Annotated in this window: 8 protein-coding genes and 1 pseudogene; 8 read left to right on the forward strand and 1 reads right to left on the reverse strand. The window is 69.8% G+C overall.

The features are described from left to right. Positions 1–149: 149 nt before the first annotated feature. Complete coding sequence (locus tag ABZ453_RS07570) at positions 150–878, forward strand: FadR/GntR family transcriptional regulator (protein WP_359012526.1); 729 nt, start codon at positions 150–152, stop codon at positions 876–878. A gap of 373 nt (positions 879–1,251) precedes the next feature. After that, positions 1,252–2,040: a DeoR/GlpR family DNA-binding transcription regulator gene (locus ABZ453_RS07575; RefSeq protein WP_359012528.1), complete on the forward strand. Its 789-nt coding sequence runs from the start codon at positions 1,252–1,254 to the stop codon at positions 2,038–2,040. Between the two features lie 143 nt (positions 2,041–2,183). On the opposite strand, the pseudogene ABZ453_RS07580 reads toward ABZ453_RS07575, so the two are convergent. After that, positions 2,184–2,288, reverse strand: a pseudogene (locus tag ABZ453_RS07580) (sugar ABC transporter permease); the annotation flags it as partial. Between the two features lie 383 nt (positions 2,289–2,671). Here ABZ453_RS07580 and ABZ453_RS07585 point away from each other — a divergent pair. The 6 genes from ABZ453_RS07585 (at position 2,672) to ABZ453_RS07610 (ending at position 15,251) form a co-directional block, all read left to right on the forward strand. Further along, entirely contained in the window at positions 2,672–5,701 is a 3,030-nt protein-coding gene (locus ABZ453_RS07585; protein WP_359012530.1) for a TIM-barrel domain-containing protein, read from the forward strand. Positions 5,702–5,755: 54 nt separating this feature from the next. After that, on the forward strand, positions 5,756–7,621 hold the full coding sequence (locus tag ABZ453_RS07590; protein WP_359012533.1) for a glycoside hydrolase domain-containing protein: 1,866 nt from the start codon (positions 5,756–5,758) through the stop codon (positions 7,619–7,621). Next, positions 7,618–11,256 carry a beta-galactosidase gene (locus ABZ453_RS07595; protein ID WP_359012535.1) on the forward strand — a complete coding sequence of 1,213 codons (3,639 nt, stop codon included), beginning with the start codon at positions 7,618–7,620 and terminating at the stop codon, positions 11,254–11,256. The genes ABZ453_RS07590 and ABZ453_RS07595 overlap by 4 nt, the downstream gene beginning before the upstream one ends. Beyond that, positions 11,253–11,606: a beta-galactosidase gene (locus ABZ453_RS07600; protein WP_359012537.1), complete on the forward strand. Its 354-nt coding sequence runs from the start codon at positions 11,253–11,255 to the stop codon at positions 11,604–11,606. Before ABZ453_RS07595 ends, ABZ453_RS07600 begins: the two co-directional genes overlap by 4 nt. Positions 11,607–11,710: 104 nt before the next feature. Continuing rightward, on the forward strand, positions 11,711–13,810 hold the full coding sequence (locus ABZ453_RS07605) for a GDSL-type esterase/lipase family protein (RefSeq protein ID WP_359012539.1): 2,100 nt from the start codon (positions 11,711–11,713) through the stop codon (positions 13,808–13,810). Between the two features lie 10 nt (positions 13,811–13,820). Continuing rightward, positions 13,821–15,251: an alpha-L-fucosidase gene (locus ABZ453_RS07610; RefSeq protein ID WP_359012541.1), complete on the forward strand. Its 1,431-nt coding sequence runs from the start codon at positions 13,821–13,823 to the stop codon at positions 15,249–15,251.

The following is a 15,251-nucleotide window of genomic DNA, read 5'->3' on the forward strand; positions in this document are numbered from 1 at the left end:
GTATACACGCAAACATAGAATGTCTTGAGGCTCTGGAGCTACGGCGACGGACCCCCATCACCTCCCGGTATCATCAGCGCCACACCTGACGCGCCGCCGCGGCAACCGGCGTACCGGACCGCATGACGCACTCACGGAAGGAGCTCACGTTGTCCCTGACAGACAGGGCCATCGGGCAGATCCGTGAGCTCATCCGCTCCGGCGCACTGCCGCCGGGCGCGAAGCTTCCCCCGGAGCCGGAGCTCGCCGCGCAGCTGGGCCTCTCCCGCAACCTCGCCCGCGAGGCGGTCAAGGCGCTGGCCGTGGCCCGGGTCCTCGAGGTGCGGCGCGGCGACGGCACCTACGTGACCAGCCTCCAGCCCAGCCTGCTGCTGGAGGGACTCGGCGGCGCGGTGGAGTTGCTGCAGAGCGACACGGGTGCCCTGCTGGATCTCATGGAGGTCCGCCGGCTGCTCGAACCACTCGCCACCGGACTGGCCGCCGCCAGGATCACCGATGAGCAACTGGCGGAGGTCAAGGGCCACTTGGACGCGATGCGGGAGGCGAGCGACGATGTCGAGCGGCTCAACGCCCACGACGCGGCCTTCCACCGCGCCGTCGTGGCCGCCACCGGCAACGAAAGCCTGCTGACGCTCCTCGAAGGCATCTCGGGCCGCACCCTGCGTGCCCGCATCTGGCGGGGCCAGCTGGACGACCAGTCCTCCGGGCGGACCCTCGCCGAACACGAGGCGATCTACAAGGCCCTCCTCACCCGCGACGCCGCGGTGAGCCAGGCAGCGGCCTTGCTCCACGTCAGCAACACCGAGCACTGGCTGCGAGAACACCTGCGTGCGGCCGGTTCCACACAAGAGAACGGGACGCCGGAGAAGCAGGGCTGACGGTCCGCCCGCCCTGTCCGCCGTTCGACAGGGTCCGCAGTGCGGACGCGACCGCGTCGGCCATGGCCCGGCGCGCCGCGGTGAGGGCCGGCCGGGGGTCGACAGCGGTGGGCGCGGCGCGTGCCTTTTCGGGATCTCCGGGCGAGCCGACCGCCGTCGAACCGTACGGCGTTCTCGCTGATCTGACGGAATGCGGGAGTCAGTGCCACCGCCGACCTCCGGTCGCGGACTTCGGGGAGTGCGGTCGCGAGAAAAGTTTGGCAAAGGTGCAGCATTTTGCTCGTTTGAAGGCCATAAAATACCCAATCCCGCACACTGGTTCCATGGAGGTGCGCACGTCGCTGCGCACACCAGCGACAGAGAGTTGTGAGACATGGCGGCACCGCAGGCCCGGTGGAGCGCGCTGCTCGAGATGCTGACCCGCGACGGGCGGATCGAAGTCGAGGCAGCCGCCGAGGAGTTGCAGGTCTCCGCCGCGACGATCAGGCGCGACCTCGACGAGCTGGCCCGCCAGCAGATGGTGACCCGCACGCACGGCGGAGCCGTGATCAACGCGATCGCCTACGACTTGCCGCTGCGCTACAAGGCCGCGCGCAACGCTCCGGAGAAGGAGCGGATCGCGCACGCGGCCGCCGGGCTGGTGAAGGCCGGCGCCGTGGTGGGATTGAACGGCGGCACCACGACCACCGAGGTGGCGCGGGCGCTGGCCACCCGCGCCGACCTGAGTTCCGGCGGTGCGGAGACGGCGGTCACCGTGGTGACCAACGCGCTGAACATCGCCAACGAGTTGGTCGTACGGCGTCATGTGAAGCTCGTGGTGACCGGCGGGGTGGCCCGGCCGGCGTCCTATGAGCTGATCGGACCGCTGGCCACCGAACTGCTCGCGGAGATCGCGCTGGATCAGGTCTTCATCGGGGTGGATGCCATCGACGTGGCCCACGGGGCGACCGCCCACCACGAGGGCGAGGCCAGCATCAACCGGGCGCTGGCCCGCCGGGCGCAGCAGGTCGTCGCGGTCGCCGACGCCTCCAAGCTGGGCCGGCGGGCCTTCGCCCGCATCTGCCCGGTGGAGGACATCGACGTCCTGGTGACCGACAAGGCCGCCTCGGACCAGCTGACCGAGTCGTTCATGGCGGCCGGCGTCGAGGTCATCCGCGCCTGACGCCACCGGCCGCGGTGTGTACTCCGGCGTCGTCCCCGGACACCGCCCACGGTCAGCCCGGCGCCGTGGTGGCCTCCTCCAGTTCCTGGGGGATGCTCGTGAAGTACGCGTTGAGGATTCACACGCGACTGGTTGTCGAAGGCGAGCTTGTACAGGTACGTGGTGGTCGTGTCGGTGGCGAAGCCGGGACCGCCGCGCGTCATGGCCCGGATGAAGGGGAACGAGTTGAACACGTCGATGACGTTGATGGCCTGACCCGGCGGCGCCTCGGGGGGTATCCCGGCGGGGCGGATCGCGACGGGGGCGCAGAATTTACCCCTCCGTTACAAGCGGTTTCTGGGCCCGGCAAGGCCTCTCACCAAAGGCACGGAACCGACCGCCACCAGGGACGACAGCGGGTCGACGACGGTCCCCGGGAGGCTCGGAAGGCCGCGTGCCTGACATGTTGACAGGTGGCGCCTACAGCAAGAGCATGTGCGAAATCGCTTGAAATCTTGCATGCTCACGCAACAACAAGCACTTCGCCCGCCCTGCCCGGCACGCGCTTCGTCGTGGCCGTGCACTCCGCACGTCGACCCGCACCTCGTACCGCCGCTTCCGAGCCCCCGTCCTGTCCGACAGGAGGACACGAGTGCACCCCCGACTGAGCAGCACCGGCGGCCTGTTGATCGCTGCCATCCTGAGCTGCGCGCTGCTGGTGGCGCCCGTCACCGGATCCACCGTCGCGGCAGCGGCCTCCACCCGCCCCGCCGCACCCGCCACCGGTGGGCCGAAGGTCACCCGCTCCGCGCACGCCGTCACCGTTTCCGTGCCGGGCTCGGCCGACGCCCCCGGCTACAGCCTCGACGTGGCCACCGACGAACTCGCCCTGACCACGCGCCGGGCCGGGAGGACGGTCCTCGCCACCGCCTCCGGTGACACGGGCGCCCTGCGTTTCACCACGGCGGACGGCACCTGGCAGCACGCGACCGGTGTCACGGGCTGGACGTGGAAGAACGGGGTCCTGACCGTCACCGCCGACAGCACGCTCGACGGTGCCACGGTGGAGGCCCGGATCACGCCTCGCGCCGACCGCTACGAGCTCGACTGGGACGTCCACGGCGGCGGACCCAAGCAACTCGGCCTCGTCTACGACCTGTCCTCGGCCGGTCACTGGTACGGCCACGGCGAGGCGCAGACGCCGCAGGGCGGACCGGGGGTCGACCAGCCCTGGCCGCTGGACAGCGGCCAGGTGGAGCACACCGGCTTCGGCCCCGCCTCGTACAACATGATCGATCCGTTCTGGTACACCTCCGCCTCGACCGGACTGCGCGTCGACACCGGCGACACCATGGACGTCTCGATCAACGGCGGCAAGGACGGCCTCGGCCGCTTCACCGTCGACGCGGCCTCCACCTACAAGGCCACCGTCTTCGTCGAGTCGACCCCGCTCGCCGTCTACCGCGACTACATCGGCATCGTCGGCAAACCGGCCAAGAGCGACGCCACGTACGAGCAGTACGCCAAGCCGCTGTGGAACTCCTGGGCGCAGTTCTACACCAAGGTCGACCAGCGGAAGCTGCTCGCCTACGCCACCGAGCTCCACGACAACGGCCTGGGCGGGCACACCATCCAGCTCGACGACAAGTGGGAGTCGAACTACGGCAACCTCACCTGGGACCCCACAACCTTCCCCGATCCCAGGGGCCTGTCCGACAAGATCCACGCCATGGGGTTCGACTTCGGTCTCTGGGTCACCCTGTGGATCAACCTCGACTCCGCCAACTACCAGTACGCGGCCGACCACGGCTATCTGCTCATGGACGCCAAGGACACCGGCAAGCCGTGCGAGGTGACCTGGTGGAACGGCCAAGCCGGAATCATCGACCTGGCCAACCCCGACGCCAAGGCCTGGTACGAGGGCAACCTCAAGACCCTGATGGACAGGTACCGCATCGACGGACTGAAGTTCGACACCCGCTTCTTCGACGAGAAGTGCGCGCCACGCCAGGGCCACCAGGCCACGGACTACCAGAAGCTCGGCACCCAACTGGCCGACACCTACGACCTGCAGGGCGCCGGCATCCGGGTCCACTGGAACTCCACCGCCCACCAGGCGGGCTTCGTCACCCGCCAGGTCGACAAAGGCACCGGCTGGGACTCCCTGAAGGCGTCCGTCAGCCAGAACCTGGCGATCTCCACGATCGGCTACCCGTTCGTCGAGTCCGACATGATCGGAGGCTCCGGCGGGCAGGCCGCTCCGAGTAAGGACGTCCTGATCAGGTGGGCGCAGTCGGCGTCGCTCATGCCACTGATGTACGCCTCCACCTCACCTGTGGAGACCAACGACGTCACCACCGGCCAGAAAGTGACATACGACCAGCAGACCATCGACCTGTACAGAGCCGCCATCAAGGCGCACGAACGGCTGGCCCCCTACCTGTGGGACCAGGTGCGGGCCACGCTGAGGACCGGCGACCCGATCATGCGCCCGCTGTTCTTCGACTTCCCGAAGGACCAACCGAGTTACACGGTCGCGGACGAATGGATGCTGGGCCCGGCCGTGCTGGCCGCGCCCAAGCTCGGCTCCGGCGCCACCCGCACGGTGTACCTGCCCTCCGGCGCCTGGTTCGACGTCAACCACGGCACGGTCGTCCACGGCCCCGCGACCCTCAAGGGGTACGCCGCGCCGCTCGGGGTCACACCCACGTTCGTGAAGCTCGGCGCCAAGGGTGCCCTGAAAGCGATCCGAGCCCTGAAGCGCGACGACGTCCCGGCCGCGTCCGTCCTGTTCGGCCCGGCCGCACCCAGCACCGGCTCCGGCAAGCCCTTCGAGGTCACCACCACGGCCACCAACTGGGGCACCACGGCCCTCAACGCCGTCCGCACCTCCCTGACCTTGCCCGACGGCTGGACCGCACGGCCCACCGGTGCCGCGACCGCGCGCTCCCTGGCACCCGGCGCCGCGTACACCACCACCTGGACGGTCACCCCGGCCGCCGACGCGGACTGGGGCGGCCACGACCTCACCGGCACGGTGACCTACAGGACCACCGCCGGGAGGACCGTCACCGTCGACGACACCGTGCGGGCCACGGTGGAAGCCGCCCCCGGCGCCGTCCACGATCCCTACCGCACGGCACAGACCACCGACGCCCAGTACGCGCAGGCCGGCGACCAGTTCGCCATCTGGGCGAGCGGTCAGGACCTGTCCGGCTGGAAGGACGAGAAGGGCGCCCTCTATCTGGCCGGCGCGGCAGGCGAACAGGCCAGCGTCCAGGCGCAGTTGGTCTCGCAGAGCGGCGTCAGCCCGGCGGCCAAGTCCGGGGTGGCGATCGCGAACGACCTCACCGACCCGGCGAAGGGCGGCTACGCGGTCCTGGTCATGACCAGGAGCTACGGGCTCGAGTTCATGACCGACAGCAACGGCGACGGCGTCCTCGACACCTGGGCCGGTGGCGGCTCGACGTATTATCCGGCCCACCTGCGGCTGGTCCGGGACGGCACGACGTACACCGCGTACACCAGCAAGGACGGCGAGACCTGGACGACGGTCGGCACCGCGCAGGTGCCGTCGGCCGCCGGGAACGAGGACGCGGGGCTGGTCGCCAGCGCCGTCAACGCCAACTACCCCGGGTCCACGTCCGAAGCCGACTTCAAGGCCTTCTCCGTCACTTCCTGAACCACCGCCCGGCCTTCGACCAAGTCCAGTACGAGCCTGAGAGGGGCCCGGACCATGTCACGCGTTCCGACGGCCGTCGCCGCCTTCGCCGCCGGGGTTGTCATAGCCGCGACAACCACGGCGATCGCCGGTACCGGCAGATCCACCACGGACGTCAACGACAGAGCGACGACCACCTGGCTGACCGTCAAGGTCGCCGACGCCATGGGCACCAGGGACACGATCACCTGGGTGCCCACCGGATCCTTCGCCTCCTCCGCCGAGGTGCGCGTCCCCCGCTACCCGACCACCGCCATCCAGGGCAAGGACACCCGCGACCTGTCCCTCTCCGCCGTCCGCAACGAGCAGGTCTCCGCCCAGCTGGCCATCGCCTCCGGCCACGACCTGCACGGCGTGCGGGCGAGTGTCGGCGACCTCACCGGGCCCGGCGGGGCGAGGATCTCCGGCGCGGGGACACAGGTCCGCTTCGTGAAGTACGTGCCCGTGCAGCGCTCCAAGACCGAGATGGATTGGTCGGCCACCATCGACCAGGTCAGCTCCCCGACCGAGGTCTCTGGCGACCGGGACCCGGACGTCGTCGGCGACGCGCTGCAGGAGAGCCCCTCGGTCGACGTACCCGCCTACGCGGCACAGCCGCTGTGGTTCACCTTCCACATCCCGAAGACCGCCGCCCCGGGCACCTACACCGGCACGCTCAGGGTGAGCGCCGACGACGGCACCAAGGTCACCCACCCGCTCTCCGTCCAGGTGGCGAACGCCGCCCTACCGGACCCGAAGGACTACCGCTTCTTCCTCGACGTGTGGGCACAGCCGGAGACCATGGCGCTCAACGCCGGTGTCGAGCCCTGGTCGGACCGGCACTGGAAGCTGATCGAGGCCTACGACAAGGACTTGGCGGGCCACGGCCAGAAGGTCGTCAACACCACCGTCGTCGACAACCCGTGGCACCACCAGTGGTCACTGGGCACCCGCCGGTCGCAGACGGCCACCCCCTACTCCAGCATGGTCGCCTGGAAGTGGGACGGCACCCGGTTCTCCTTCGACTTCTCCCGCTGGGACAGGTACGTCCGCACGGCATTGAAGGCAGGAGTCGGCCCCGACATCGGGGCGTTCTCCATGCTCGCGTTCCAGGACGGCGAGCACCTCACCTACACCGACACCCGGACCGGGAAGAGCGTCTACCAGAACGTCGACCTGGGCGGAGACCGCTGGCGCGAGGCGTGGGGGACGTTCCTGCCCGCCTTCGTCAAGCACCTGCGGGCCAAGGGCTGGCTGGACCGGACGTATCTGTCGTTCGACGAGCGGCCGGTGGCATCCATGACGGTCGTCAGGGACTTCGTCCACGAGGTCGCACCGCAGTTCGACCAGAGAATCTCCGTGGCCGGCTCGGCCGGCACCGCCGACCTCGCGTCCGACCTGTCCGTCAGCTGGGACACCATCGACCAGATGACGGCGGCGAAGGCCGAGGAGCGCCGCGCCGAGGGCAAGGTCACCACCTTCTACGTCTACGGCACCCCGGCCCACCCCAACACGCTGTCCTACTCCCCCGCCGTGGAGGCCCGGATGCTGCCGTGGATCGCCGCACAGCGCCACCTGGACGGCTTCCTTCGCTGGTCGTACAACAGCTGGACGTCCGATCCCTTCAGCCAGCCGGTCTACATCTTCACGCAGGGCGACGAGTACCTGGTCTATCCCGGCAAGAACGGCCCGATGTCCAGTGTCCGATGGGAGCAACTCAAGGACGGCATCGAGGACTTCGAGCTGATCCAGGAGCTGCGCACGAAGGACGGCGGCACCAGTGACGGCGACGTCCTGACCCAGGCCCTCGACACGGCGACACGCGACCTCGACGGCCGCACGAAGAACGTCACCGACGTCGAAACCGCGCGGGACGCGGTCGTGAAGGCGCTGACGTCGTGAGGAGAACCTGGCTCGCGCCGCTCACGGCCGCACTGCTCGCAGCCTGCTGCCTGACCGCGCCCGCCGTGCAGGCCGCCCCCCGATCGGCGCCAACTGCCGCGCCACCGGCGCACACCGTCACCTACGACCGGTACTCGGTGCGCATCGACGGGAAACCGGTGTACCTGTGGGGCGCCGAGCTGCACTACTTCCGGCTGCCGAGCCCCGACGCCTGGCACGACGTGCTGCAGAAGATCAAGGCCGCCGGATTCAACTCCGTTTCCCTGTACTTCGACTGGGGCTACCACTCCACCGCCCCCGGCTCCTATGACTTCACCGGCGTCCGCGATGTCGAGCGACTCCTCGACGAGGCCGAACGCGCGGGCCTGTATGTGATCGCCCGCCCGGGCCCGTACATCAACGCGGAGGTGTCCGGCGGTGGCTTACCGGCCTGGCGCAAGACGCACGCGGGCGTGAACCGCACCTCCGACGAGGGGTACATGAAGGACGCCCGGGAGTGGATGAGCCGGATCAACCCGATCATCGCCCGTCACCAGCTCACCCGCGGCACGGGGTCGGTGATCCTGTACCAGGTCGAGAACGAGTACCAGGGCGGCGGCCTGTCCGCCGACTACATGCAGACCCTCATCGACTGGGCGCGCGAGGACGGCATCGACATCCCGACCTTCGTCAACGACGGCGGCCCCAACAGGAACTGGGTCAGCGGCAAGGGCGCCCCGGACATCTACGGCTTCGACGCCTACCCCCAGGGGTTCGACTGCTCCGCCCCCGATACGTGGAAGGACCTGCCCGATTATTCCTACGTCAACGACTTCAAACCCGAGTCCCCGCTGATCATCCCCGAGGCACAGGGCGGTGCCTTCGACCCGTGGGGCGGCTCCGGCTACGACGCCTGCCGCGAGCTCACCGGCACGGCCTTCAGCCGTGTGTTCAGCAAGATGAACATCGCCGCGGGCGTCACCGGCCAGTCCTTCTACATGACGTACGGCGGCACCAACTGGGGCTGGCTCGCCGACCCCAACGCCGTCTACACGTCGTACGACTACGGCGCACCGATCACCGAGTCACGGCAACTGACCGACAAATACCAGGAGTTCAAGCGGCTCGGCTACTTCGTCAACGCGGTGAAGCCGTTGGCCCGAACGGACAGGGCCCCGGCGCCGGCGCCGAGCGACGACGCACTGCGGATCGACAGGAGGGTGAACCCCGACGACGGCACCCAGTTCTTCACCCTCCGCCACGCCGACACCCGGGTGAAGACCACCGACACCACCACCTTCTCCCTGTCCGGCCGGGACGGCGACTACCCACGCGTCCCGCAGCAGGGCAACGTCACGGTCGCGGGCCGGGACGCCAAGATCCTGGTCGCCGACTATGACCTCGAACGGCAGCGGCTCGTCTACTCCACCTCCGAGATCATGACCCACGCCCGCATCGGCGCCGACGACGTGGCGCTGCTGTACGGGAGGAGGGGCGAGGCGGCAGAGACCGTACTGCGGTACAGGTCCAGGCCCAAGGTCACCGTCCTGGAGGGCAAGGCGGACGTCACCTGGGACGCCGAACGCGGTGATGTGCGGCTGAACTACACCCACCGGGGCCTCATCCGGGTACGCATCGGCGACCTCGTCCTGCTCATCGCGGACGATCAGGAGACCGCTCAGTGGTGGCGACAGGACACGAGCGACGGGCCGGTGCTGGTGCGAGGCCCGTCCCTGCTCCGTACGGCTCACGTCGACCACGGCACAGTGAAGTTGACGGGCGACTCGACGAAGGCCGCGAAGATCGAGGTCATCGCCGACGCCACGCACGTGACGTGGAACGGGCGCCGCACCACGGTCACTTCCGCACCCCGCCCGGTGGAACTCCCCGCCCTCGACGAGTGGCGGACGCGGGGGGAGAACCCCGAGTCCGCACCCGCCTTCGACGACTTGGCGTGGACCGTCGCCGACCACCTCACCGCCAACAACCCTGACCTCGCCGGGTACACCCCCGTCCTCGCCATGGACGAGTACGGCTTCCACCAGGGCGACGTCTGGTACCGGGGCCGCTTCCGGACCACGGGCCGCACGAGCGCGGTGACCCTGAACACGAACACCGGCCCGCACGGCAGCTACGCGGCCTGGCTGAACGGTCGCTACCTCGGCCATTACGGCGACGGCAGACACACCTTCGCCATCCCCGACGGCGCCCTCGCGGAAGGCGGCGACAACGTGCTGGCGATCCTCGCCGAGAACGCCGGCCACAACGAGGAATGGGGTCACGACTACTCCAAGGAACCGCGCGGACTGCTCTCCGCCGACCTCATCGGCGCCGACTCCACCATCACCTGGAAGATCCAGGGCACCCGAGGTGGCGAACACCCCGTCGACACGGCACGCGGCGGATACAACAACGGCGGTCTGTACGGCGAGCGTTCCGGCTGGTCCCTGCCCGGCTACCCGGACGGATCCTGGACCCGTACGACCCTCCCCGCACAGTCCGCGCAGTCCGGCCCGGGCGTGCGCTGGTACCGCACCACGGCCCGGCTCGACCTGCCCCGCGGCCAGGACACCCCCCTCGCCCTCGAACTCGCCGACGGCAACGGCGGCAAGGACTACCGGGCCCAGATCTTCGTGAACGGCTGGCTCATCGGCCGCTATCTCGCCGACACCGGTCCGCAGTCCCGTTTCGTCATCCCGAGCGGTCTGCTCGACGAACACGGCATCAACACCATCGCCCTCGCGGTCTGGTCCACGCACGACGGCTCCGGACCGGACTCCGCGCGCCTCGTCGACCTCGGCGCGAGCGCGGGAGGCATCCACATCGGGACGGTGCGGGCACCGTCGTACGACGCGAAGACGTACGCGAACCCGACGACAGGTGCCGAAGTGACCGTGGCCGCCGAGCCCTTCCTGAGCACCGGTGAGACGGGCCGGGCGACCGTCTCCTTCCACGTCCCCGAGAAGGCGGCACGCGACGTGAACCTGACGTTGAGGACCCCCGACGGCTGGACGGCCAAGGCGGACGGCCCGACCCACTTCGCCCGGGTCGCCCCTGGTGCCACGGTCACCGCCCAGTACACCGTCACTCCGCCCGCCGACCCAGTTCCGTACGCCCTGCTGCCGGCGACAGCCTCCTACCGGCAGGGCGGACGCACCGCGCAGACGGTCGGTGAACGGGCCGTGCAGGTACCGCCGCCCGCACCCGCCGGGGACGTGTACGTGAGCGATCTGCCGCTCGTGCGGGCCGTCAACGGCTGGGGTCCGGTCGAGAAGGACACCTCCAACGGCGAGAACGCGGCCGGTGACGGACACACCCTGACCATCGCCGGCACGACGTACACCAAGGGCCTGGGCGTGCACGCCGACAGCCAGGTACGCGTCCACCTCGGCGGCCTCTGCACCCGGTTCACGGCCACGGTCGGTGTGGACGACGAGGTCGGGGACAGCGGGAGCGTCTCGTTCAAGCTCACCGCGGACGGACGCGACCTCTTCACGACCCCGACCCTCCGAGGCTCCGACCCCGGCACGCCGGTCGACGTGGACGTCACCGGCGCCCGCTGGCTGGACCTGACGGTGGACAGCGGAGGAGACGTCTCCACCGACCACGCCGACTGGGCCGCCGCCCACCTCACCTGCACGGGAGTCACCGAATGAGCCTCGCCAAGCGATGGCGGACCGCTCTGGCCGGCCTCGCGTCCACCCTGCTGCCGACCGTGTGGTCCGGCGAGTTCCACTACTGGCGGCTGCCCAGCCCGTACGACTTCTCGGGTGTCCGTGACGTCGACAAGCTGCTCGACATGGCCCAGGACGCGGGGCTGTACGTCATCGCGCGTCCCGGCCCGTACATCAACGCCGAGACGGACGGCGGCGGTTTCCCCGGCTGGCTGATGCCCCAGAACGGCCGCGCCCGCTCCACGGTCGTCGTCTCCGACGGCGGGGACGGCAACGCCCTCGACCACGCTGACTGGGCAGACGCCAGGCTGAGTCGCGGGGGCGGCGCGTGATGCCCGAACGCGGACAAGCGGTGGGACCGCATCCCGCGAACGCCGGACAAAGGAAAGGACGCATGGACGGACTGTTGGGACACCGGCGAGGGCACCGACTTTTCGTGAACTCGGTCGCGGCCGTGGGAGCCGTACTGGCGGCCCTGCTGCCGGCGGCCTCGGCCGAGGCCGGGACCCGGCCGCAGGCGTGGACGGGGACGTGGGCGACCGCGCAGCACGCCTCGTACGACCCCGGCACCTCCGAGGTGACCGTGCGGATCCCGGTGCACGTCAGCGCGGGCGGGACGAGCGTGCGGATCCGGCTGACCAACGAGTTCACCGACCAGCCGGTGACGATCGGCCACGCGACCGTGGGCCGGCGCGCGGATGGCTCGTCCGTGTCGGGTCCGCGCGATCTGACGTTCGGCGGCAAGGCGGCCGTGACGATCCCGGCCCACGGGCAGGCGGCGAGCGACGGGTTACGGATTCCCGTCGCGGCCCGTGGCGATCTGGTGGTCAGCCTGTACTTCCCCGGCAGGCTCACTCACGTCAGCCAGCACTGGATGGGGCTCCAGACGGTCTACTGGACACCCGACGGCGGCGGCGACCACGCCGGGGACGCCGGTGGGGGCGCGTTCACCAAGACCGATTCCACCTTCCCCTTCCTCACCGGAGTCGACGTGCGGGGCGGTCGGGCACGGGGCTCCGTCGTCGCGCTGGGCGACTCCATCACCGACGGGGCCGCCTCCACCTCGGACGCGAACCGGCGCTGGCCCGACTACCTCGCGGCTCGGCTGTCGGCCTGCACCTCCACCGCCGGGGTGCTCAACGAGGGCATCAGCGGCAACCGCATCACGGCCGGCACCGACGGCAACCCCTCGGCACTGGACCGGCTGCGGCGCGATGTCCTGTCCCAGCCGGGCGCCCGGACGGTGATCCTCTTCGAAGGTGTCAACGACCTCAGCTGGGGCGGCGCCACCGGCGACCAGGTGATCGCCGGCATGAAGGAGATCGCCCGTCGCGCCCACGCCCGCGGGCTGCGGGTGATCGGCGCCACCGTCGTTCCGTACCGCGGCTGGGGCGACTACTGGACCGAGGCCAAGGAGGCCGACCGGCAGAAGGTCAACGCGTTCGTCCGCGACGACGGCGTCTTCGACGGCTACGCCGACTTCGACAAGGCGGTACGCGATCCGGACGATGCCACCCGCTACGCCGCCGCCTTCGACTCGGGTGACCACCTCCACCCCAACGACGACGGGATGAAGGCGTTCGCCGACGCGGTCGACCTCGCCGGCCTCGGCGTGGCCCGCGACTGCCCGTCGGCCCGCGTCCGGTTCAGCCCGCACCGTCCGAGTCTGCCGACCGGCCGCGCCACGGAGATCACCGCGACCGTCACCAACACCGGCCCCCGGGCCGTCACCCGGGTCACCACCGGACTGCGTCTGCCGCACGGCTGGACCGCCGAGGCCGAGGGGCCAACACGCACCAACTCCCTCGTTCCCGGCGGGAGTTGCACCGTCACCTGGCGGGTCACCCCGTCCGCCGGCACGGCTTGGGGGCCGTACGACATCGGCGTAAGCACCTCGTTCCGACAGGGCGGCCGGACACGCCACGACACCGACACGGTGACCGCCGACGTCACCCCCGTGCCGTCCGCGGTCAACCCCCCGTACCGGACGTACACCACCGCCGAGGACGCCCAATACGCCCAGAACGGCGACCAGTTCGCGATCTGGGCGGGTGGTCAGGACCTGGCCGGCTGGAAGGACGAGAAGGCCGCCATCCATGTGCCGGACGCCGTGCCCGCCTCCGGCAGCGTCACCGCCCGTGTCGTCGAACAGACCGGCAGCGGACCCTCCGCCAAGGCCGGGATCGCCGTCGCCGACGACCTGACCGCCCCGGACAAGGGCGGCTACGCGGTGCTGACCATGTCCAGGAGCTACGGCGTGGAGTTCATGACCGACAGCGACGGCGACGGAAAGCTCGACACCTGGGCGGGCGGCGGCGCCTCGTACCACCCCGCCTGGCTCAGGCTCACGCGCGACGGCACCGCCTACACCGCGTACGCCAGCGCTGACGGCACCACCTGGCGGCGGATCGGAACCGCGACCGTGCCGTCCGCAGCCGGCGGTCTCGACGCGGGGATGGTCGCGAGCGCCGTCAACCTCGACCACCCCGACCAGACCACCACAGCCGTCTTCGACTCCTTCTCGACCGCCGACTGAGAGGTCCCCTGTGAACGTCAGCCGCAGACGCTTCCTGACCACGGCCACGGCCCTCGGCTCCGCTGTGCTCCTCGCCCCGCCCGGTGCCGCGCGCGCGATCAGTGGCGGCATCCCCGACTACCGGCCCACGAAGGCGTCCCTCGACACCCACCCCGTACCGCGCTGGTACAAGGACGCCAAGTTCGGCATCTTCGTCCACTGGGGCGTCTACTCCGTCCCCGCCGGCTCCGCCCGCCAGATGGCCGCCGAGTGGTACCTGTGGTACCAGAGCTTCGACACCGATCCCACCTGGAAGTACCACCGCGACACCTACGGGCAGGACTTCCTCTACGACGACTTCATCCCGCAGTTCAGGGCCGAGAACTACGACCCGGACGCCTGGGTGCGGCTGTTCGAGCAGGCGGGTGCCGAGTACTTCACGCTGACCAGCAAGCACCACGACGGTTTCGCCCTGTGGCCGAGCAAGGTGACGGACCGTCATGCGGGCAAGTACGGGCCGAAGCGGGACCTGGTCGGCGAGCTGATGGCGGCCGCACGCAGACGCGGCACGGTACGGCCCGGCCTGTACTACTCGCTCGGCGAGTTCTTCAACCCGGCGCTCGGCCGGCCGATGAAGAACGCCTACACCGGCGCCGAGGTCCCGATGACCGGCTACCAGCCCGTCGAGGACTACATCGGCGCCTACGAACTGAAGCAGCTGTACGAGATCATCGACCGCTACGATCCGGAACTGCTCTGGGCGGACGGCCAGTGGTTCCGGCCGTCCGGGAATCCGCCGTGGCGCAGCGAGGAGCCCCTCGCCCACTACTACAACCAGGCGAAGAACCGCAGTCGCCCCAAGGGGGTCGTGGCCAACGACCGCTTCGACACGCACTTCGACTTCGCCACGTACGAACAGCGCACCAACCCCACCATGGACCCCCAGAAGTGGGAGTGCTGCATCACCATGGGCTACTCCTGGGGCTACAACAAGTTCGAGATCGAGGAGGACTACAAGACCTCCGAGTTCCTCGTCCATCTGCTCGCCGACGTCACCAGCAAGAACGGCAACCTGCTGCTGAACATCGGGCCGAAGCCGGACGGCACCATTCCCGACGTCATGCAACGGCGCCTGCGGGACATCGGGGCGTGGCTGAAGGTGAACGGGCCCGCGGTGTACGGCTCGACGCCGTGGCTGCGGGCCGAGGAGGAGGGCAGCCCGCTCGGCATCCGGTACACGGTCAGCCCGGGCAAGTTCAACATCATCGTCCTCGGTGCCCCCAGCGGCACCCTCTCACTGCCGGCCGACATCCCCCACTCCGCGACCTCGCGGATCCGACTGCTCGGCCACAACCGCCCGCTGAAATGGACCCGTTCCGACGGCAAGGTCCACATCGGCGTCCCGGAGACACTGCCCAGCGAGATCGCCAACACGTTCACCGTCGACTGGGAGCGGCGGTGA

Source organism: Streptomyces sp. NPDC005799 (genome assembly GCF_040630525.1).
Classification (GTDB): domain Bacteria; phylum Actinomycetota; class Actinomycetes; order Streptomycetales; family Streptomycetaceae; genus Streptomyces; species Streptomyces griseorubiginosus_B.